Genomic DNA, 19,628 nt, shown 5'->3' with positions numbered 1-19,628 from the left:
CCCGCACTGCCGAATCCACCTCGAAGGCGAGCTTCCTCCCCCGCGCCCCTCACCCCCGCAGGTCCACCAGCAACGGCGGCACCTGCTCCCCCGACACCGCCGTCAACGACACCACCGCGTGCCCCGCCGGCAACGCGTGCGCCAGATCCGACGGCGACCACCGCAACCGTTCCACGTCCCGCGTCGTCACCGACTCCGTCTGCGCCGCCGTCCCCGACAACGCCTTCCGCCCCACCCGCCCGGCCCGCCGCATCACCCCACCGGAGGTGTCGGGGGTGTGGGTCACGACGGTTTCGTGAACCACGTGCGTACCCCAAGCCTCCGAGAAGAACTTTCCGTCCCACGGAGCAATGCCGGGAAAGACCATCCGGCAGCCCACCGCACCGAACAGCGGTGCGCGCAGGGACTCGGGCAGGTCCATGAGGGTGCGCAGCATCAGTACGGCCCCCGCGTTGGCCCCGCGCATCCGTTGAAGGCCCCGGACCGTATTCGCATCCAACGCCGCCGAAGCGTCATCCACCACCAGCCCGGCGAAGAGCGATCGGTCCTCCCGCGCGACGGCAGCGACCACGAATTGGCCGACCACCAGGCGCGACAGGATCCGCGCCGCCTCCGGATGGCTGCGTTCGGGCAGCTTCACCCGAACACGGAGAGGGTGGTCGAGCGCCCGCATCGCGAAGGGCAGGCGGCCCGTGCCGTCCGTGGCGAAGGCCCCTTCGAACGCGGGGCGATCGAGAAGCGCCAGGCGGTCTGCGAGCAGCACCCCGGGGTCGTCGGCACGGCCCTGCTGCCGCTTCCGGTGTTCGAGGTCACGCTCATAGACCGACAGCTGGCCGACGGAGCGGAGGGCCTTCACCAACGGTTCGACCGTGTCTGGCTCCCCGGCGAGCAGAGCGCGCAGTTCACGGACTCCGGGATAACGCCCGTAGGCGGTGTTGAACGGTCCGATCACCTGTTGCAGAGTCGTCCGGGCGCTCTCCGCACGAGCGGTCAGCTCATCCGGCAGCAGCGCCTCGGCAAGCCTGGCGGCTGCTTCGTCTGGGTCCTGGGTCGCTCCGTAGAGGTCCAGGCCGTACACCGAACCCGGCTCGCCCGGTGAGATCACCACGTCGTACCAGGAGTCCGGCCCGAGATCCGCGTCCGCTGCTCCGATCACCACCGCGCAGGCCGTCCCGGCCAGCGTCTGGAGACACAGCGCCTCGGTGACGGGCCGGGCGAGCCTGGCCGTCTTGCCGGTTCCCGCCGGACCGACGGCCAGCAGTGACGTCCCGAGCACAGTGGGGTCCAGTGCGAACCCGGTGAGCCGGTGGGAGTGCGGATTCTTCACCACGTCCTGCGTGGTGCCGAGCCGGACCTGCTGCAGCAGGAGGTCGTGATGCGCCACCCGGGCGGGCAGATCCCGGACCTCGGACGGATGCGAGAACGCCGCACCACCCCGCGCCAACACCTGATCGACGAACGCGGGCACGAACGCGACGTCGGCCTGCGCGGATTCCCACGCGCGCTGGATCCGGATGTAGTCGACGTCCCCGACGTTCGTCTGGTCCAGCTTCGCGGCCGCCGCCATGGCCCCTCCGGACCGCTGGGCGGACCAGGGATCGGCAGCGGTGACCGGAGCGGCGTCGACGACCACCCCGACCGGAGCCGGCCCCTCGTGTGTGATGGCGCGGGCAAGTACCGGGGCGACGTTCTTCTGCCATCCGGCGCGGGTGAAGAACCTGCGCCACACCTCTCGCCACCGCCCGGTGCGCCAAAAGACCGCGGCCGCGCAGCTGATGGTCACGACGTTGATGAGGAGCTGCGCCGTGTTGAACTGTTCCGGCGAGGTTCCGGCGAACCCCCCCATAAGCCCCACGGCCCACACGAGCACGAGTGTCCCGATGTAGTAGGTGGCGATGGTGGCGACGAGGTTCAGGCCCGCGCGCCACAGCAGTGGCCCGGTTGGGACCTTCGCTTCCTCCGCCTGCGTGGGGTCGACCCGTTCGTACCCCTGCCGGAAGATTCCCGGCAACGCCTCGGGCCGCGGAATCGCCACCCATACGGGGAGGTCGAAGCCCCCGCGGCTCGGGCCGCCGGGGCGTTGGTGGGGCATGGGGGTCGGGGGTCTGGTGGTGGTGCGATCCGTGTGGTGGTGTGCCCCGTCCTGCGCCATGTACGGCCCCGCTCCCTCGCCCGCCCGGCCCGACCGCCGTCGGTGCCGCCATACCCATGCCGCCGTACCGGCGACACGCCCGCGCTCAATGTAGTGGAGCGGGGCCTGCGGGTAGTCGTGCCGCCCGGGCTGGCCGCGTCGGACAAGTCGGACGGCCCAGTGCTACCGAGTGGCGCATGCCCGGCCGGTCGGGGCGGCCGTAGCCTGCGAAGCACCGAGCCGAGAAGTCTGGAGAACCCCATGAGCGCCGCAACGCCGCTCCCGCAGGAGCGCCGCCTGGTCACCGCGATCCCCGGTCCGAAGTCGCAGGAGCTGCAGGCCCGCAAGCTGGGTGCGGTGGCGGCCGGCGTCGGCACCACCCTGCCGGTGTACGTGTCCCGTGCCAACGGCGGCGTGCTGGAGGACGTGGACGGCAACTCGCTGATCGACTTCGGTTCCGGCATCGCCGTGACGAACGTCGGCAACAGCGCCGAGGCCGTGGTGGCCAAGGCGAGCGAGCAGCTGGCCGCGTTCACGCACACCTGTTTCATGGTGACCCCGTACGAGGGTTACGTGGCCGTCGCCGAGCAGCTCAACGAGCTGACCCCGGGTGACCACGACAAGCGCACCGCGCTGTTCAACTCGGGTGCCGAGGCGGTCGAGAACGCGGTGAAGATCGCGCGCGCCTACACCAAGCGCACCGCCGTCGTGGTGTTCGACCACGGCTACCACGGCCGCACGAACCTCACCATGGGCCTGACGGCGAAGAACATGCCGTACAAGCAGGGCTTCGGTCCGTTCGCGCCGGAGATCTACCGGGTGCCGGTGGCCTACCCGTACCGCTGGCTGACGGGTGCGGAGAACTGCGCCGCCGAGGCCGCCGCGCAGGCGATCGACATCATCAACAAGCAGATCGGCGCGGAGAACGTCGCGGCGATCATCATCGAGCCGATCCAGGGCGAGGGCGGCTTCATCGAGCCGGCCAAGGGCTTCCTGCCGGCGATCGTGGAGTACGCGAAGGCCAACGGCATCGTGTTCGTCGCGGACGAGATCCAGACCGGCTTCTGCCGCACCGGCCAGTGGTTCGCCTGTGACGACGAGGGCGTCGTCCCGGACCTGATCACCACCGCGAAGGGCATCGCCGGCGGTCTGCCGCTGGCCGCGGTGACCGGTCGCGCCGAGATCATGGACGCCGCGCACGCGGGCGGCCTGGGCGGCACCTACGGTGGCAACCCGGTGGCCTGCGCGGCCGCGCTGGGCGCCATCGAGACGATGAAGGAGCAGGACCTCAACGGCAAGGCGCAGCGGATCGGGGAGATCATGCTGGGCCGCCTGCGGGCGATGCAGGAGAAGTTCGAGATCATCGGCGAGGTCCGCGGCCGCGGCGCGATGATCGCCGTCGAGCTGGTGAAGGCGGGCGGCAAGGAGCCGAACGCGGAGGCCGCCGGGGCGATCGCGAAGGCCTGCCACGCCGAGGGCCTGGTGGTGCTGACCGCCGGCACCTACGGCAACGTGCTGCGCTTCCTGCCGCCGCTGGTCATGCCGGAGCACCTCCTGAACGAGGGCCTGGACATCCTGGAGGGCGCTTTCACCGCCGCCTGAGCGGTGTCGCCCGTCAGGTCGTGAACCCCGCCGGAGGGATGTCCGGACAGCGCTGAACGGCCCGTGCGGACCTCTGGTCCGCACGGGCCGTTCGGTTGTCCGCGGGTGGGACAGCCGGGTACTTCACGGGCGGGACGGGCCGGTTCGCCCGGGGCGGGGCCGGCCGGCGATCCGCAGGTGGGGGCGGCCGGGTGCACGTTCTCGGGACGACCTGGAAGGTTGCCCGGGGCAGGGTGAAGATGATGTGCGGAATCGCTGAAGGCGCTCGGCGCGGAAGGGCTGTTGACGTAGTGTCATCGCAGATGGACAGCGAGCCTCCGCCACTGGCGGAGCCGTCCGCGGAGCCGCCCAGGGCGGTGGGTCCGCGCGTGCGGCGTGAGGACAACCAGGCCTCCCCGGGAGGGGCGGCGCATACCGAAGGCCGATCGACCGACCGTCCGACCCACACCCCCCGGGGCGCACGGAACGGCGATCCTCGAGGCCGCCCCGGAGCTCTCCCCCCTGCTCCGGGGCGGCTGTTCGGCGTCCTGGGCCGGGCGGCCCGGTCGACGGTCGTGCCCGCGGCGGCCGCGGTCGTGCTGCTGACGGTGTCGTGGCAGGTGGCGGTGGACGGCCCGCTGCTCGGGCTGGACCGCTGGGTGCGGGGGGCCGTGCGGTCCGCCCACCGGGAACTGCCGGGCCGGCCGCTCGACGGCGCGGGCCACGTCCTCTCGGATCTGGGCAGCGGGGTGCCCGCGGTCCCGGTGCTGCTGGCGGCCGGTGTGCTCGCCGCGTGGCGCTGGCGCCGGGCGGTCGGCGGCCCGGGGCGGGGCGGTTGGTGGCTGCCGCTGCCGGTGGCGGCAGCGACGGCCGTGCTGATCCCGTCGCTGGTGGTGCCGGCGAAGGCGGCGTTCGCCCGGCCGGGCCCGCTGGGCGATCCGCTGACGCCCGAGCAGTGGGGCTGGTACCCGTCCGGGCACACCGCCACGGCCGCCTTCTCGTACGGGGTGGCGGCGCTGTTGCTGGCCCGGGCGGCGGGGCCGCGGGCGGCCCGGCTGGTGACGGCCGGGGCGGTGTTGCTGGCCGTGGGGGTCGGCGCGGGCCTGGTGTGGAGCGACTTCCACTGGCTGCTGGACGTGGTGGCCAGCTGGTGCCTGGCCGTTCCGGCGCTGTGGGCGCTGGACCGGTGGCTGCCGCGGCCGGGCGGCGGGGGCCGGTCTCAGGCCTCGTCGGGCTCCTCGTTGCGGTGAACGAGGCCGGGCTCGCCGTTGTCGCGGTGCCATTCGACGACGAGTTCGTCGCGGGCGCCGAAGCGGACGAGGTGGCGGCCGACGACGTCCTCCAGGCCGGGCAGGTTCTCCCGCTCGCCCTCGACGGTGAGCAGCAGCGCGTCGGGGCCGGCCTCCAGGGTGGCGGTGCCGGCGCCGAAGACGAGGGTGCCGCGGCCGGTCTCCTCGGAGAAGGTGGCCTCGATCTTGCGGCCCATGTGGGCGGCGAGCTGCTTGGCGTAGCGGGCGGGGCGGTCGGTGGTGACGCGGGCTTCGGAGCGGGGCACGGGCCCTCCAGGGTGCGGGAGGGAACTTAGGGTCCCCTCAGTAAGGGCTACGCTAACCCAGATACTGAGCTTGGCTCAACATTTTTTCCGGGCTGCCGTCCGCCGCCGGTCACCCGCCGCGGACCGGCCGATACGCTTGGGCGGACACCTGCCGAGGAGACCGCCCATGACCACCGCGCCGACCGACGACCCGGCGGGCTCCTCCCCCACCCCGGCCGCGCCGACGCCCGGGGCCGAGGCGGCCGCCCCCGACGACCGGGGCCCCGCGACCGGCCGGACCACCTCCCCCGACACCGCCGCCGAGCTGGCGGACACCATGACCCGGGCGATCAAGCGGATCCGCCGGCGCACCAGCGAGCGGCTGGAGCCGTACGGCATCACCCCCGGCCAGGGCCGGGCGCTGCGCACGCTGGCCCACGCGCCCGGGTGCGAACTGCCGGACCGCGCGATGCGGCTGAGCGACCTCGCCGAGCGACTGCACATCGCACCCCGCTCGGCGACCACCGTGGTCGACGCGCTGGAGGAGGTCGGGCTGGTCGAGCGCAGCCCCGACCCGGCCGACCGGCGGGCGGTGCGGATCCTGCTGACCGAGGCCGGCCGCGCCGCGGTGGAGCGGATCGGGCAGGTCCGGCACGAGGTGGCGCAGGAGTACTTCGGCCCGGTCAGCCCCGCCGACCAGGAGGTGCTGCTGCGGGTGCTGCGCTCCGCCGAGGCCCACTACGCCGCCGGCGCGCCGCCGCGGCGGCCGGCGCCCCCGGGTGCAGCGCGGTGATCGCGATCCCGCTGATCACCAGCAGTGCGGCGCCCACCGCCGTCGGGCTGACCCGCTCGCCGAGCAGCAGCCAGGCCGAGGACATCCCGAACACCGGCACCAGCAGCGAGTAGGGCGCGACGGCGGTGGCGTCGTAGGTGCGCAGCAGGAAGCTCCAGGCCACGAAGCCGAAGAGGGTGGAGACCAGCCCGACGTAGGCGATCGCGCCGAGCCCGGCGGCGGTGATCCCGCGCAGGGCGCGCAGGTCCGCGTCCGGGCCCTCGACCAGCAAGGAGAGGACGAGCAGCGGCAGCGGCGGGACGGCGCTGACCCAGACCATCCAGCGCAGCGCGTCCGGCGGCGCGGCCCGGCGGGTCAGCACGTTGGACAGGCCCCAGGCGCCGGCGGCCAGCACGACCAGGACGAAGGCGCCGACCGGGCCGCCCGTCCCGTGGTCGAGGGCGCTCAGGCCGATCCCCGCGAAGGCGATCGCCAGGCCGGTCAGCCGCCGTCCGCCCGGCCGCTCGCCCAGCAGGGCGGCGGCGAACAGGGCGGTGAACCCGGCCTGTCCCTGGAGCACCAGGGAGGAGAGGCCGGCCGGCATCCCGGCGTGCATGCCGAGGAAGAGCAGCCCGAACTTGACCACTCCGAGGACGAGGCCGACGGCCAGCACCCAGCGCCGGGCGACCCTGGGCGGGCCGACCAGGAGGACCGCCGGCACGGCGACGACGGCGAATCGCAGGGCGCAGAAGAGCAGCGGCGGGAAGTTCTCCAGGCCGACGTGGATGAGGACGAAGTTGAGCCCCCACACGGCGGCCACCAGGACGGCCAGGGCGATGTGCCGGGGGCTCATGCTCCGCCCGTTCGGGCTGCCGCCCGGGGCGGCGGGTGTCGCGGTCATGGGTCGAGCTTGGCGGCGGCCCGTCGTGTAGCACCAGCGATGAGTTCTGAAGGAAACGCTTTAGCATCGCTGCATGATGGATCTGGGGCGCCTGCGGGCGCTGCACGCGGTGGCGGTGCACGGCTCGGTCGGCGGGGCGGCGGCCGCGCTCGGCTTCACCCCCTCGGCGGTCTCGCAGCAGATCGCCAAGCTGGAGCGGGAGACCCGGACGGTGCTGCTGGAACGGCAGGGCCGGGGCGTGGTGCTGACCGACGCGGCGCAGGAGCTGGCCGCCACCGCGCGGGCGGTGCTGGGGCTGGTGGAACGGGCCGAGGTGCGGCTGGAGGAGCAGCGCGGCCGGGCGGTCGGCCGGCTGCTGGTGGCCGCGTTCGCCACCGGTGCCCGCGGTCTCATGCCCGGGGTGCTGGCGGACCTGCGGCGGAGCTGCCCGGAGCTGGACGTGCGGCTGCTGGAGTGCGACCCGTACCCGGCGGCCGAGCTGGTGGCGCGCGGCGAGGTGGACCTGGCGCTGGTGCAGGACTGGCCGACCGTCCCGCTGCCGGTGCAGGAGGGCCTGTCCCGACTGGACCTCGGGACGGACCCGGTGGACCTGCTGCTGCCCGCCGACGACGAGCTGGCCGGCCTCGACGAGGTGCCGGTGCGGCGGCTGCCCGGGCGGCGCTGGATCAGCGTGCCGCCGGGCAACATCTGCCACGACTGGCTGCTGCGCACCCTGCGCGAGGTCGGAGAGGAGCCGGACGTGCGCCACCGGGCCGGCGAGTTCGAGACGCAGATCGCGCTGGTCGCGGCCGGTCTGGGGACGGCCCTGGTGCCGCGGCTGGGGCGGGGCGCGCTACCGCCCGGGGTGGTGGCCCGCCCGGTGGTGCCGGGGCCGGCCCGCCGGGTGTACGCGCTGTGGCGGGCCCAGGCCTCCCGGCGGCCGGCGATCACGGCGGCGCTCGCGGCCATGCGGGAGCGCTCGTCGGTGCTGGACCCCCCGGCGGACGCGGGCTGACCGCGTCCGGGCCGCACAGGGCCGGGGCCGTTCCCGGGGCCGGGCCCGGACGGCGGACCTACTTGGCGAGCCCGATCACCAGCCACATGAACCCCACCCCGGCGACGGTGCACAGCAGGGTGCTGCGCGAGGGGTGCGGGCTGTGGGCCTCCGGGAGGATGTCGGAGGTGGCCAGGTAGAGCAGGAAGCCGGAGAAGAACCCGAGGTAGAGGCCGAGCAGGTGCTCCGGGATGGTGAAGGCGAGGGTGATCGCGGCGCCGGTCACCGGGGCCAGGGCGTCGGCGGCGAGCAGGGTCAGCGCCCGCCGCCGGTTGTTCCCGTAGAGCCGGGTGATCGTGTACGTGTTGAAGCCGTCGGCGAAGTCGTGCGCGACGACGGCGATGGCGACGACCGTGCCGACCGTGGTGCCGGCCTGGAACGCGGCGCCGATCGCGAAGCCGTCCATCACGCTGTGGCCGACCAGGGCCAGGGCCGCGGTCAGTCCGACGCCCTGGTGCCCGGCGGTGTGGGTGTGCACGTGCTGGTGGCCGTGGGTGTGCTCGGCGTACTCGCCCTCGTGGCCCCGGTGGATCGCGACGGCGCGTTCGACCACGTGGATGGTGAGGAAGCCGGCCGCGAACATCAGCAGCGCCTGCGGCACCCCGTGCACCTCGGCCGGCGCCTGGTGGATCGCCTCGGGCAGCAGGTCGAAGGCGACCACGCCGAGCATGAGGCCGGCGGCGAAGCCGAGCACGAGGTGGCGGCGGTCGCCGGTGCGCTGGGCGACGAAACCGCCGATCAGGGTCATCAGGAACGCCCCGGCGGCGACCAGGACGGCGGTCACCGCACCGCCTCCGGGCGGGTCTGCCCGTGGTGCGGGCGGCGGCGGGTGCCGCCCTGTGGTCTGCCGAGCGCTCTGCCCATTCCTCTCCCCCCGGGGTCCGCCCGTGGCCGGGCCGACCGCCGACCGTACCCGACGGCCGTTCGACGGTGATCGCCCGGGGTGCCGCTGCCCGGGCGGGGCCCGTCCCCCAGCCTCGGTCCGGGGGTGGGCGCGCGCCCGCCGGGCGGTCCGTCGGGGTGAGCCGGCGAGGCGCCGGGAGACGCCGCGGGTGCGGTCAGCGGCCGACGGCCAGCGGCAGGCCGAGGTGGGTGCGGGCGAGCTCGCGGACGCCGTCGCCGTCGACCAGGTGGATGTGCCGGTGGCCCTCCTCGGCGGTGAGGTCCAGGGCCTCGTCGGTGAAGCCGCCGGTGGTCAGCCGCAGGCCGCGCTCGGCGGACTCCTCCCGGACGGCGTCGGCGAGGGTGGCGACCTCCGCGGCGGTGACCGGCTCGGTGCCCCGGGAGGCCCAGACCACCCAGCGGCCGGGCAGCGCGCTGCCGGGCGCGCCCTCACCGGTGGCGACCAGTCCGGCCGGGCCGCGCAGCCGCACGCTCCACTCGGCGATCCCGCCGCGGGTGAGCAGGTCCCGGACCAGCTGGGCGAACTCGTTGGCGGACAGGTCGGGCGCGGCCGGCACGGTGGCCCCGGCCTGCGCGGCCGGCTGGACGCCGACCCGCCCGTACGGGTCGGGGGTGACGGCGGCGCCGAGCTGGCGCAGCCGGACCAGGGCCTCGTCCTGTTCGGAGTCGGCGTACACGCCCTCGTCGTCGCGCTCCTCGTACGGGGTGGCCGGCGGCAGCAGCCGGGTGCGGGCCAGCGCGTCGCGGTCGGCGTCCACGCTGACCAGGCAGAACGGCTCGGCCTCCGCGGGCTCGCGCAGCCAGCCGTTGAGGACCACGCCCGCGAGTATCTCGTCGGTGTCGACGGCGTCGGCGGCCTGCAGGGCGCGCAGCGCGAGCCGGGCGACCAGCCGCAGGTAGTCGGTGGCCCGGTCCGCGGGCGGGCGCGGGACGGGCAGGACGTCGCCGTCCGGGGCGAGCCGGTAGCCGGTGAGCGAGGGCACCAGGTCGAGCAGCGGCAGGTCGAGGTCGAGCACGGCGGTGCGGGTGAGCGGGCGGAACACCGCCCGGCAGGGGGCCGGTAGGTCCTGGGTGGCGGTCTCGGCGGCGGCGAGCGCCCGTTCCAGCAGCGACTCCACGGCGGCCGGTTCGGCCAGCCGGTAGGCCCGGCGGCACTCCTCCAGGCTCTCGTTGTACTCGCGGACGGCGCGGGCGCGGGCCTCCTCGGCGGCCTCGTGGACGCGCCGGGGCTCGTCGGCGGCGGGGTTGCCGGCCTCGGCCCGGCGGGTGCGCCACTCGCGCAGGGCGCGCTGGTGGGCCAGCCGGGCCCCGGCCAGTTCGCGCTGGTAGCCGGAGTCGAGCAGCCGGCGGGTCGGAGGGGCGTCCGGGTCGGCGGCGGGCGGTTCCGCGGGGGCGAAGTCCGCCCAGCGGGGTTCGGCGTCACCGCCGGGCTCGGGCCCGTCGGCCGCGTAGGGGCGGGGTTCGTAGTGGCGCAGCTGGCTCTCGAAGTCCATCGCGGAGACGGGCAGCGCGGCGCGGCGGAGCAGGTCCGCCAGCCGGTCGTGCTCCGCCTGGACGGTGACGGTGCGGTGGTGGGTCAGGGCCGCGGCCCGGGCGTGGGCCGCGACGGAGTCGGGATCGGAGGCGCCGTCACCGGAGGGGTCGTCACCGGGCCCACCGGGCCCGGCCGGACCGGGCGCGGCGCCCGCCCGGTCCGGTTCCTGGTCGGCGTTGAGGTCGCGGAAGACCGAGGCGAGGAAGCCCGGTCGGGGGAACTGGACGGTGGCGGTGCCGTCGGGCTGGCCGTCTGCTGAGTACTGCATCGGTCGTCGTTCCCCCATGCTCGTCCGGCGCTGCCCGGGGCGGCCGGCGGCCCTGAGGCCCCGCCCCTGCCGGACATTGTCCACCGAACGGGCGCGGTGGTCAGCCAAGCCTCTCAGTTGGTCCGGGTGTTGGTCAGGTGCAGGCCGATGTAGCCGACATAGATCCGGCCACTGCCGGAGCAGTCGTCGAGGTAGTGCAGCCGGGGCGCGGTGCGGCCGCCGCCGATCCGCAGGTGGGCGCCCATGAACGCGCGGCGGGAGGCGTCCACGCACTCCGGCACCGGCAGCATCCGTTCGCGCTTCCACTTGGTGTGGCTGAACACCGTCCGGGACTCCCCGCGCACCGCCTTGCGGGGCGGGAAGTGGTGGCAGCCCTCGGGGGTGTGCTCGCACCACTGCTTGAAGTCGCCGCCGGCTGCACCGCGCACCGCCGCCTCGGCGTACTCCTGGAGGGCGGTCAGGCCGTCCCAGGCGAGCCGGGCCCAGCCCGCGCCGGCGCACTGGAGGCCGTCCAGGGCGAGCGCGTTCTTCTGGTCCCCGGTGAAGCTGAGCAACGGGAACTCGCCGAGCCTGGCCATGAGTTCGGTGAAGGTCTCGGGCTTGCCAGGCCGACCGGACGGCCGCTTCGCGGGGCGCCCTGAGGCGTTGTGCCCGGCGGCGCCCTGGGCGGTGCAGTGGCGCCCGGTCAAGGCCCGGGAGCCGACCCGCGGCCGGGCGTCGCGCCCGACCGGGGTGAGCGGGCCGTCGTGGCGTTCGCGGAGCTCGGGGCGGTCCCGGCCCGTGTCCCGGCCCTCCCGCCTCTCCTGGCTCAGCGTGTGCCGGACCCGCTCCAGCTCGTCGGCCCTGGCCTGCTGCTCGGCACGGTCCTGCTGTTCCTCCCGGGCCAGCGCGGCCAGCTCGGCGACGGCGGCGGCCCGGTCCGCGGCCCGCTGCTCGGCCCGGTCGGCGGCCGGACGCGCCGGGGGCACGCGCAGCACCGGGACGGCCGCCAGCTCCGGCGGCAGCGGCAGGTCGGCGGCGAGCCGGCGCGGCTCGCGGGCCAGCAGCCCGGCCGCGCGGCGGACGTCCTGCTCTATTCGGCCGCGGGCCAGCACCGGGTGCCGGGCGCCGTCGTGGCGGGAGGCCGGGTCGACCTCGGGCAGGTAGGTGCGCACGGCACCGCCGTACACGGTGTGGTACTCCAGCGCGACGTTGAAGGCGGTGCGGGCGCCCGGGTCCAGCACGTAGGCGGTGGCGAGGCCGGGGATCTGGTGGCAGAGCGGACGGACGACGTCCTCGACCCAACGGTCGAGCGGAAGGTTCACCGGGACGCTGGCGAGCACGACGGGCAGTCGGCGCTCAGGGTCGCACAGCTCGTCGATCAGGCCGTCGACCTCGCCGGCGGTGAGCACCCGGGGGCCGGCCTGGACGGCGGCCGGGCCGTCGGTGGCGTCGAGCAGCGGCAGCAGGGTGCGGGCGAGCTCGGGCACCGGCACCCGGCACGGCGTCCGCACGCCGCTGCCGGTGCTGTGCGTCTCGGCGTCCAGCCGGACCCAGGTCGGCCCGCCGGTGCGGGTGGCGACGGTCAGGGTGAGCTGGCGGGTGCCGTGCGGGGCCGGGGTGCGCAGCCGGCGGCGGTCGTAGCGGCCGGTGGCCGGGCCGCCGCGCAGCGGGCCGTGGTCGCGGTCGAGCAGGACGCGGTTCCCCAGCCGGAGGCGCTCGGCGACGGGGGCCGGGGCGGGCGGCGGCGTTCCGGCGGAGCCCTGCGGGGCGGGTGCGGCGGGGACGGGGGCGGGGAGGAGGGGGACGGCCGGGGGCTCGTCGCAGCCCTCGCGTTTCAACCAGGCCGCGAGCTGCTCGTCGGCCAGGGCGACGGCCTCGGTGTGCGGGAGGGTGGTGGTGACGGTCATCCGGTAGGGCGTCGCGGGGCCGGGTAGGTCGGCGCCGGCGGGCGACGGGAAGCGGTCTGAGGTCATGCGCATACCTCCGTGGTGCGGGGTGGGGTCTGGTGTCCTCCATCGATGGGGTTATTCGTCCGGTTCGGCCGGATCCTTGCCCAGGAAACGCCACGGCCCGGAGCGGAAGTTCCAACTCCGGGCCACGTCAATCCGTTCGAGTGAATCTGCTCAAGTCACGTGCCGCGTGGCGCGCTGTCCCGGCCGGCCCGTGGACGGCGGTCGACGGCGCCCGGGACCGCCCCGGCCCCCGCGGCTCCGGCCTCGCCGGAGCGGGCCCCGCCGCGGCACCAGGCGGGTTCCTCGACCGGCACGGCCAGCGGGAGGCCGTCCGGTGCGGCGTATTCGGCGATCAGTACCACGGGTTCGGCCCCGAGGTTGCGCCCCTCGTGGACGTGGACCGGCCCGGCCTCCTCGACCAGGGAGTCCCCGGCCCGGCTGACCTCGACCCGGCCGTCGTGCAGGGTCCGGGTGAGCGTCCCGGACAGCACCACCACGACCACCCGGCCCGGGTGGTAGTGCCAGCCGGTGCCGGCCCCCGGCTGCAGCGTGATGGTCTGGACGAGGGGCATCTCGGGCCGGCTTCCTGGTCGACGACCGGATCAGGCTAGGCAGGCCCGTCCGGGCGCAGGAACGGCCGGCCCCGATCCGGCCGGATCTGTGTCCGAAAAGCGGCGGCCGCCCCGGGCACGACGGTGCTCCGTCGGACGGCGCTCCACCCGACGGCGCCGGCCAGGGCCTAGACCGGCACCTCGACGTACGTCCGGCCGGCCGGGACGGCGAGCGCGGTCCCGCCGGTCGCCCCGGCCAGCCAGGTGTGGAAGGCCTGGACCTCCGGCTCCGGGACGCCGACCTCGATCCGCACCCCGGCCGACTCGTAGGCGAGGTCGTTCACCGCGTACCCGGCCGCCCGCAGGTCGTTCTCGACCCGCCCGGCCCGCACGTGGTCGACCGTCACCGCGAGCAGGGCGACCGGCCGCCGCTCCAGCAGCCCCACCTCGTCCACGGCCGCCGACACCGCGTTCCCGTAGGCCCGCACCAGGCCGCCCGCGCCGAGCTTGACGCCGCCGAAGTACCTGGTCACCACCGCGACCGTGTCGGTCAGGCCTCGCCGGCGCAGCACTTCCAGCATCGGCACGCCCGCGGTGCCGCCGGGCTCGCCGTCGTCGCTGGAGCGCTCGCGGCGCTGCTCGTCGCCGACCACGAAGGCGGTGCAGTTGTGCCGCGCGTCCCAGTACTGCTTCCGCACCCCGGCGATGAAGGCCTGCGCCTCCTCCTCGTCCGTGACCCGGGCGAGGTGGCAGATGAAGCGGGACTTCTTGATCTCGGTCTCGTGGCTGCCGGCCCGCCGGATGGTGAGGTACGTCCTGGCGGCCGGTTCCGGCGTGGCGGACATGGTGCGGTGCTTCTCCCGGGAACGACGACGGCTGGCGGCCCGCACCCCTGGTCCCCGGGGGGCGGCACCGCCAGCCTATGGCCTGTCCTGCGGTCAGCGGCCGGCCAGGGCGTCCAGCTGCGCGCGGTCCAGGCCGGTCAGGGCGGTGACCTCGGCGGGGTCGACGGCGCCGCAGTCCAGGCCGCGCAGCACGTAGCCGCTGAGCGCCCGGGCGGTGGCCGGCTCGTCCATGACGTCGCCGCCCGCCTTGGCGACGTAGGCGGCCAGCCGGGCGGCGGCGGCCGCCAGGCCCTCGCGGTAGAAGGAGTACACGGCGACGTAGCGGGTGGGCAGGTGCGCCGGGTGCATGTCCCAGCCCTGGTAGTAGGCGCGGGCCAGCGAGCGGCGGACCAGGTCGTGGTGGAGCTTCCAGGCGGCGTGCACCTGTGCGGTGGAGCCGGTCGGGATGACGTTGGTCGAGCCGTCGGAGAGCCGGACCCCGGTGCCGGCCGCGGCCACCTGCATGACGGCCTTGGCGTGGTCGGCGACCGGGTGGTCCATGCTCTGGTGGGCCGCGCTGACGCCGCAGGAGGCGCTGTAGTCGAAGGTGCCGTAGTGCAGGCCGGTGGCCCGGCCCTCGGCGGCCTCGATCATCCGGGCCACGGTGGCCCGGCCGTCCGGGCCCAGGATGGCCTGGGTGGTCTCGATCTGGATCTCGAAGCCGATCCGGCCCGCGGGGAGCCCGGCGCGGTGCTCGAAGTCCTCCAGCAGCCGGACCAGCGCGGTGACCTGCTCGGCGTAGGTCACCTTGGGCAGGGTGAGGACCAGGCCGTCCGGCAGGCCGCCGTCGGCCAGCAGGGTGGCCAGGAACAGCTCCAGGGTGCGGATGCCGCGGGCGCGGACGGCCGCCTCCATGCACTTGATCCGGATCCCGATGTACGGCGGCGCGGTGCCCTCGGCCACGGCGGCGGAGACCAGTTCGGCGGCGCGGACGGCGGCGGCGTCCTCCTCGGCGTCCGGGCGGGGCCCGTAGCCGTCCTCGAAGTCGATCCGCAGGTCCTCGATCGGCTCGCGCTCGAGCTTGGCGCGGACCCGGGCGTGGACGTCGGCGAGTAGCTCGTCGTCGGCCACGCCGAGGGCGCGGGCCAGCTCGGCCGGGGTGCCGGCGTGGGTGTCGAAGGCCTCCAGGGCCTGGCGGCCCCACTCCCGGACGGTGTCGGCGGCGAAGGCGTCGGCGGGGACGTAGACCGTGTGCACGGGCTGCCTGGTCCCGGAGTCGCCGGGGTAGCGGCGGGCCAGGTCGACGTCGACCGGGGCGAGCAGCGCCTCCACGGCGGCGCGGGCGGTGTCGGAGAAGGAGGCCCCGCCCGCTGGTCCGCCACCGTCGACCTCGAGCTGCGACATCCGTACTCCTCCACGCCGAACCAGCACTTCAACAATTTGTTGAGGTGAAGGTAGCTCCGGCCGGGACGGGCGTCAATGGCCGACCGAGCGGTGGACGCGCCGGGCGCACCGGCCGCGGGAGGGGCGGCCCCGCCGGTCGGGCCCCGGTCAGTCCCTCCCGGCGGCGGCGTAGCGGGTGCGCAGCTGCGGGTAGAGCTCGGCGACGTCCTTGGGGTGGACCGAACCGTCCGGGCGGTTGCCGCTGACGCCGTACTCCTTGGTCAGCCACTCGGCGAGGCGCTGCGGGTCGGGCTGGTCCCCGTACGTGTCCAGGTAGCTGACCAGGGCCTCGTAGGCCAGCTCCGGGTCCAGCCGGGAGGGCGCCGACCGCGGAGCCGGCTCCTCCTCGGCGGCGGACCGCTCGGGCCTCCCGGACTCCTCCGCCGCCGAGCGTGCGACCGGCGCGGACGGCCGGGGCTGCGGCTCGACGGCCGGCGCCGCGTCCTGCACGCCGGCCTGCGGGGTGCCCTCCTGCCCCGGGGCCTGCTCCTCGGCGACCGGGCGCGGTGGCTTGAACCACGGCGAGGCCTGGCCGGGCACCCGGCCGCCGGGGGCGGCGTCGGCCGGGTGGCCCGTGGTGCGCACCGGGCGCTCGGTCCAGACGTTCAGCTCCTCGCGGGGCGGCTGCGGGGCCTCCGCGACGGCCTCCTCCGGCTCGTGCGCGGCGCGCAGCCGGACCGCGGCCAGCTTGGCCAGCATCGGCGCGGCCACCTCGGCGGACAGCGGCGCGGCGGCGGCCGGGACCGGCTCGGGCTGCGGCGCCTGCGGGGCCTGCGGGGCCTGCTGGGACTGCTGGGACTGCTGGGACTGCTGCTGCGCTTGCTGCTGGGCCTGCTGGCTCTGCTCCGGCTGCCGGACCTGCTGCGGACGGGCGGCGGCGACCGCCACGACGGGCACCGCGCCGGCCTCGACCGGCGTGCCGGCTGCCGCGGGGGCGGCCCCGGCCGGGGCGATGGCCGCCGCGGCACGGCTCTCCTGCTGCCGGACCTCCAGGGCCTCCTGCTCCGCCCGGGCCTCCTGCGCCTCGCGCTCGCGCGTCTCCTCGTCCAGCCGGTCGAACAGACCCGGGTCCAGCGGCACGCCGTACTTGGCGAGCTTGAGCGGCAGCAGGGCCTGGATCGGCGCCGCGCGCCGCCAGCCGCGCCCGTACCGGAAGCGCAGCTGGGCCCGGTAGACGAGGCGGTTCTGCTCCAGCCGGACGACCTCGTCGTAGGAGCGCAGCTCCCAGAGCTTCATCCGCCGCCAGAGCCGGAAGGTCGGCACCGGGGAGAGCACCCAGCGCATCACCCGGACCGAGTCCATGTGCCGGTCGGCCGTGATCGCGGCGATCCGGCCCACCGCGTGCCGGGACGCCTCGACGACGACCACGAAGAGCACCGGGATGACGGCGTGCATGCCCATGCCCAGCGGGTCGCCCCAGGAGGCGGCCGCGTTGAACGCGATGGTGGCGACGGTCAGCAGCCAGGCGGTCTGCCGCAGCATCGGGAAGGGGATCCGCAGCCAGGTCAGCACCAGGTCGAGCGCGAGGAGCACCACGATGCCCGCGTCGACGCCTATCGGGAAGGCGTAGGAGAAGGCGCCGAAGCCCTTCTCCACGGCCAGCTCGCGCACCGCGTTGTACGACCCCGCGAAACCGATGCCCGAGATGATGCAGGCCCCGGCCGCGACCAGGCCGAGCAGGCCGCGGTGGGCCTTGGTGAGCGTTGGGCGTGCCATTACGTCTATCAACCCCTGGATGTCGGCTGCTGCCGTACGCTGCCTCGGCTGCCGATTCCCGCGTGTCGGGGCGCCGGACGGCTGAGCGACCTCCGGGCTCGGCCCACCGGAGTTTACTCGTACACCTGTTTCAGCGTTTCCGCTGGCCGGAGTGTCACCGTCGCGGCCCGCCCGCAGGGGCCGGGCGGGCCGTCAGCCCTGGGGCGCCGCCGTACCGTTGAGGTAGGTCAGCACCGCCAGCACCCGGCGGTTGGCGTCCTCGGCCGGGGCGAGTTCGAGCTTGGTGAAGATGTTGGCGATGTGCTTGGCCACCGCGCCGTCACTCACCGCCAGCCGGGCGGCGATCGCCGAGTTCGAACAGCCCTCGGCCATCAGCTCCAGCACCTCGCGCTCGCGCGGCGACAACCGCAGCAGCGGGCCGGGCCGGCGCGAGGTGGTCTGCATCAACTTCGCGATCACGTCCGGGTCCATCGCCGTTCCGCCCGCGGCCACCCGGCGGACCGCGTCGATGAACTGCTCGGCGTTGAACACCCGGTCCTTCAGCAGGTAGCCGATGCCGCCCGTGCCGTCGGCCAGCAACTCCCGTGCGTACAGCTGCTGGACGTGCTGCGACAGCACCAGCACCGGCAGGCCCTGGATCTCCTTGCGCGCCCTGAGCGCGGCCTGCAGGCCCTCGTCGGTGAGCGTCGGGGGCAGCCGGACGTCGACCACGGCCACGTCCGGCCGGTGGGTCAGCAACGCGTCCAACAGCTCGGGACCGGTTTCCACCGCGGCGGCGATGGTGAAGCCGTGTGCTTCCAGCAGCCGGATCAGGCCTTCGCGAAGGAGGTAGAGGTCCTCGGCGAGGACAACTCGCACGGCAGCTCCAAGGTGATGGTGGTCGGACCGCCCGACGTGCTGTCGATGGCGAGGACACCGTCGAAGGTACCCAATCGCCGCTCGATCCCGCGCAGCCCCGTCCCCCTCGACGGATCCGCCACGCCCACCCCGTCGTCCGTCACCGTGACCCGCAGCGAGCCGGCCCGGTAGAGGATGTCCACCCACACCTGCTCGGCCCCCGAGTGCTTGGCCGCGTTCGCCATCAACTCGCAGATGCTGAAGTAGACGGCCGCCTCCACGGGCGCGGGCGGACGGTCCGGCAGGCTCACGCACACCTCGGTCGGCAGGGCGCTGTCCAGTGCCAGCGCCCGCACCGCGTCGCCGAGACCGCGCTCGGCCAGCACCGGCGGGTGGATGCCGCGGACGAGGTCCCGCAGCTCCTGCAGCGCCCGCGCCGACGACTGCCGCGCCTCGGAGAGCAGCTCCCGGGCCGACGCCGGGTCGGTGTCCATCAGGTGCTCGATGGTGCCCAGGGTCATCCCGATCGCCACCAGCCGGGCCTGCGCCCCGTCGTGCAGGTCCCGCTCGATCCGCCGCAGCTCGGCCGCCTGGCTGCCCACCGCGTCCGCCCGGGTCTCGGTCAGCTCGGCCACCCGCCTGGTCAGCTGTGCGTTCGTCGCCCGGCCGTCCTGGTCCAGCACGCGGCGCGCCACCTCGGCGTACCCGCGGACCGCGAACGGCGCCGCGGCCACGCCCAGCGCGGCCAGCCCGAGCCCCAGCGCGGTGCTGAGCACGACCGACACCAGCCGCCCCGGCACCGGCCCGAACGAGTCCGCGGACAGCGGGGACGCCAGGGCGTAGACCGCACCCCCCAGTACCAGCGCCGCCACCGGGCCGGCCAGCGCGACCACCAGGACCGGGCTCACGACCAGCCAGGCCACCTCCCCGCGGGTCGTCCGGTCCCGGGCGCCCCAGTGCAGCAGCTGGGCGTACTTCGCGACCATCCGCGAACGGTGGTACGAGTAGCCCGTCCACCAGTGGCCGCGCTCGTCCGGCTCCAGCACCGGCATCGGCTCGTACCCGACCGGGATCCGGACGCCGTACCAGCGCTCCAGCTGACGGCGCGTACGGCCGGCGGTGCGACGGATGAACTGTCCCGCCACCACGGAGCCGGCGATCGCCGCCGCCACGAGCCCCACGAGGACCCCCGGGTAGTAGTTCCGCAGCGCCGAAGCCACCACGGCGCCCGACACCACGGCGGACGCGATCGGCAGCAGCACGCCCGGTACCGCGGCCACCACCAGGAGGGCCAGCCGAGCCAGGCCCTGGCCACCCGCCGCGAGGGCGTCCTCGATCTGGGCGCGCACCGTCGTGCCGCTCGTTCGACTCGCTGTTGCCACGGAAAGCTCCTGATGCCGGTCTCGATCGTCCTCCTTCAGTGTTCACGAACCGGCCGTGCGGGGCACTGGCCGTGCCACCCCGAATCCGGGGTGGTCCTAGCACCACCCGGCCGGGGCGTCACCCGGACGTCGCGCCTTGCCCGGGAAACGTCCGGGAAATGCAAAGAACCCCTGATCCGGAACGGATCAGGGGTTCTTCGTGAATGATTGTTCGGCGGCGTCCTACTCTCCCACAGGGTCCCCCCTGCAGTACCATCGGCGCTGTGAGGCTTAGCTTCCGGGTT

16 protein-coding genes and 1 rRNA gene are annotated in these 19,628 nt (G+C 75.0%); 4 read left to right on the top strand and 13 right to left on the bottom strand.

The window, feature by feature from the left end; genetic code table 11:
- Positions 1 to 49: 49 nt before the first annotated feature.
- On the bottom strand, positions 50 to 2,035 hold the full coding sequence (locus tag ACIRS1_RS35720; protein WP_402846631.1) for an ATP-binding protein: 1,986 nt from the start codon (positions 2,033 to 2,035) through the stop codon (positions 50 to 52).
- 357 nt (positions 2,036 to 2,392) lie between these two features.
- Here ACIRS1_RS35720 and gabT point away from each other — a divergent pair, with 357 nt between their 5' ends.
- Both gabT and ACIRS1_RS35710 read left to right on the top strand, forming a co-directional pair.
- Complete coding sequence (gene gabT / locus ACIRS1_RS35715; protein WP_360214465.1) at positions 2,393 to 3,733, top strand: 4-aminobutyrate--2-oxoglutarate transaminase; 1,341 nt, start codon at positions 2,393 to 2,395, stop codon at positions 3,731 to 3,733.
- Between the two features lie 554 nt (positions 3,734 to 4,287).
- Positions 4,288 to 4,962, top strand: coding sequence for a phosphatase PAP2 family protein (locus ACIRS1_RS35710; protein WP_360214467.1), 675 nt, complete (start codon positions 4,288 to 4,290; stop codon positions 4,960 to 4,962).
- Here the strand turns inward: ACIRS1_RS35710 and ACIRS1_RS35705 are convergent.
- A complete protein-coding gene (locus ACIRS1_RS35705) occupies positions 4,932 to 5,267 on the bottom strand; it encodes a DUF2218 domain-containing protein (protein ID WP_402846627.1) in 336 nt (111 codons plus the stop codon). The genes ACIRS1_RS35710 and ACIRS1_RS35705 overlap by 31 nt on opposite strands.
- 166 nt (positions 5,268 to 5,433) lie before the next feature.
- Between ACIRS1_RS35705 and ACIRS1_RS35700 the strand changes: the two genes are divergently transcribed.
- A complete protein-coding gene (locus tag ACIRS1_RS35700) occupies positions 5,434 to 6,039 on the top strand; it encodes a MarR family winged helix-turn-helix transcriptional regulator (protein ID WP_402846625.1) in 606 nt (201 codons plus the stop codon).
- Here the strand turns inward: ACIRS1_RS35700 and ACIRS1_RS35695 are convergent.
- Positions 5,930 to 6,919, bottom strand: a complete 990-nt coding sequence (locus ACIRS1_RS35695; protein ID WP_402846622.1) for an EamA family transporter — start codon at positions 6,917 to 6,919, stop codon at positions 5,930 to 5,932. The genes ACIRS1_RS35700 and ACIRS1_RS35695 overlap by 110 nt on opposite strands.
- A 73-nt stretch (positions 6,920 to 6,992) precedes the next feature.
- Here ACIRS1_RS35695 and ACIRS1_RS35690 point away from each other — a divergent pair, with 73 nt between their 5' ends.
- Positions 6,993 to 7,913 carry a LysR family transcriptional regulator gene (locus ACIRS1_RS35690; protein ID WP_402846620.1) on the top strand — a complete coding sequence of 307 codons (921 nt, stop codon included), beginning with the start codon at positions 6,993 to 6,995 and terminating at the stop codon, positions 7,911 to 7,913.
- A gap of 58 nt (positions 7,914 to 7,971) precedes the next feature.
- On the opposite strand, the gene ACIRS1_RS35685 is transcribed toward ACIRS1_RS35690, so the two are convergent.
- The 10 genes from ACIRS1_RS35685 to rrf form a co-directional block, all read right to left on the bottom strand.
- Positions 7,972 to 8,700, bottom strand: coding sequence for a ZIP family metal transporter (locus tag ACIRS1_RS35685; protein ID WP_360214495.1), 729 nt, complete (start codon positions 8,698 to 8,700; stop codon positions 7,972 to 7,974).
- Between the two features lie 310 nt (positions 8,701 to 9,010).
- Positions 9,011 to 10,657, bottom strand: a complete 1,647-nt coding sequence (locus ACIRS1_RS35680) for a restriction endonuclease (RefSeq protein WP_402846618.1) — start codon at positions 10,655 to 10,657, stop codon at positions 9,011 to 9,013.
- 113 nt (positions 10,658 to 10,770) lie between these two features.
- On the bottom strand, positions 10,771 to 12,612 hold the full coding sequence (locus tag ACIRS1_RS35675; protein WP_402846616.1) for a hypothetical protein: 1,842 nt from the start codon (positions 12,610 to 12,612) through the stop codon (positions 10,771 to 10,773).
- Positions 12,613 to 12,767: 155 nt separating this feature from the next.
- Positions 12,768 to 13,163 (bottom strand): cupin domain-containing protein, encoded by a 396-nt coding sequence (locus ACIRS1_RS35670; protein WP_402846614.1) that lies wholly within the window; start codon positions 13,161 to 13,163, stop codon positions 12,768 to 12,770.
- 167 nt (positions 13,164 to 13,330) lie between these two features.
- On the bottom strand, positions 13,331 to 13,987 hold the full coding sequence (locus ACIRS1_RS35665; protein ID WP_360214481.1) for a YigZ family protein: 657 nt from the start codon (positions 13,985 to 13,987) through the stop codon (positions 13,331 to 13,333).
- Positions 13,988 to 14,080: 93 nt separating this feature from the next.
- A complete protein-coding gene (locus ACIRS1_RS35660; protein ID WP_402846612.1) occupies positions 14,081 to 15,370 on the bottom strand; it encodes a DUF6986 family protein in 1,290 nt (429 codons plus the stop codon).
- Positions 15,371 to 15,517: 147 nt separating this feature from the next.
- Positions 15,518 to 17,125 carry a DUF2637 domain-containing protein gene (locus tag ACIRS1_RS35655; RefSeq protein ID WP_402846610.1) on the bottom strand — a complete coding sequence of 536 codons (1,608 nt, stop codon included), beginning with the start codon at positions 17,123 to 17,125 and terminating at the stop codon, positions 15,518 to 15,520.
- A 192-nt stretch (positions 17,126 to 17,317) separates the two neighbouring features.
- The gene (locus tag ACIRS1_RS35650) at positions 17,318 to 17,983 is read right to left on the bottom strand and encodes a response regulator transcription factor (RefSeq protein WP_360214487.1); all 666 of its coding nucleotides are present in this window, start codon (positions 17,981 to 17,983) and stop codon (positions 17,318 to 17,320) included.
- Positions 17,935 to 19,344 carry a histidine kinase gene (locus ACIRS1_RS35645; RefSeq protein WP_360214489.1) on the bottom strand — a complete coding sequence of 470 codons (1,410 nt, stop codon included), beginning with the start codon at positions 19,342 to 19,344 and terminating at the stop codon, positions 17,935 to 17,937. Before ACIRS1_RS35645 ends, ACIRS1_RS35650 begins: the two co-directional genes overlap by 49 nt.
- 209 nt (positions 19,345 to 19,553) lie before the next feature.
- Positions 19,554 to 19,628: ribosomal RNA gene (gene rrf, locus ACIRS1_RS35640) — 5S ribosomal RNA — on the bottom strand; the annotation flags it as partial.

The sequence above is a fragment of the Kitasatospora sp. NPDC101176 genome (genome assembly GCF_044768035.1).
Taxonomy (GTDB): Bacteria; Actinomycetota; Actinomycetes; order Streptomycetales; family Streptomycetaceae; genus Kitasatospora.
Note: the sequence above shows the minus strand (reverse complement) of the source record. Positions and strands in the feature narration are given on the sequence as shown.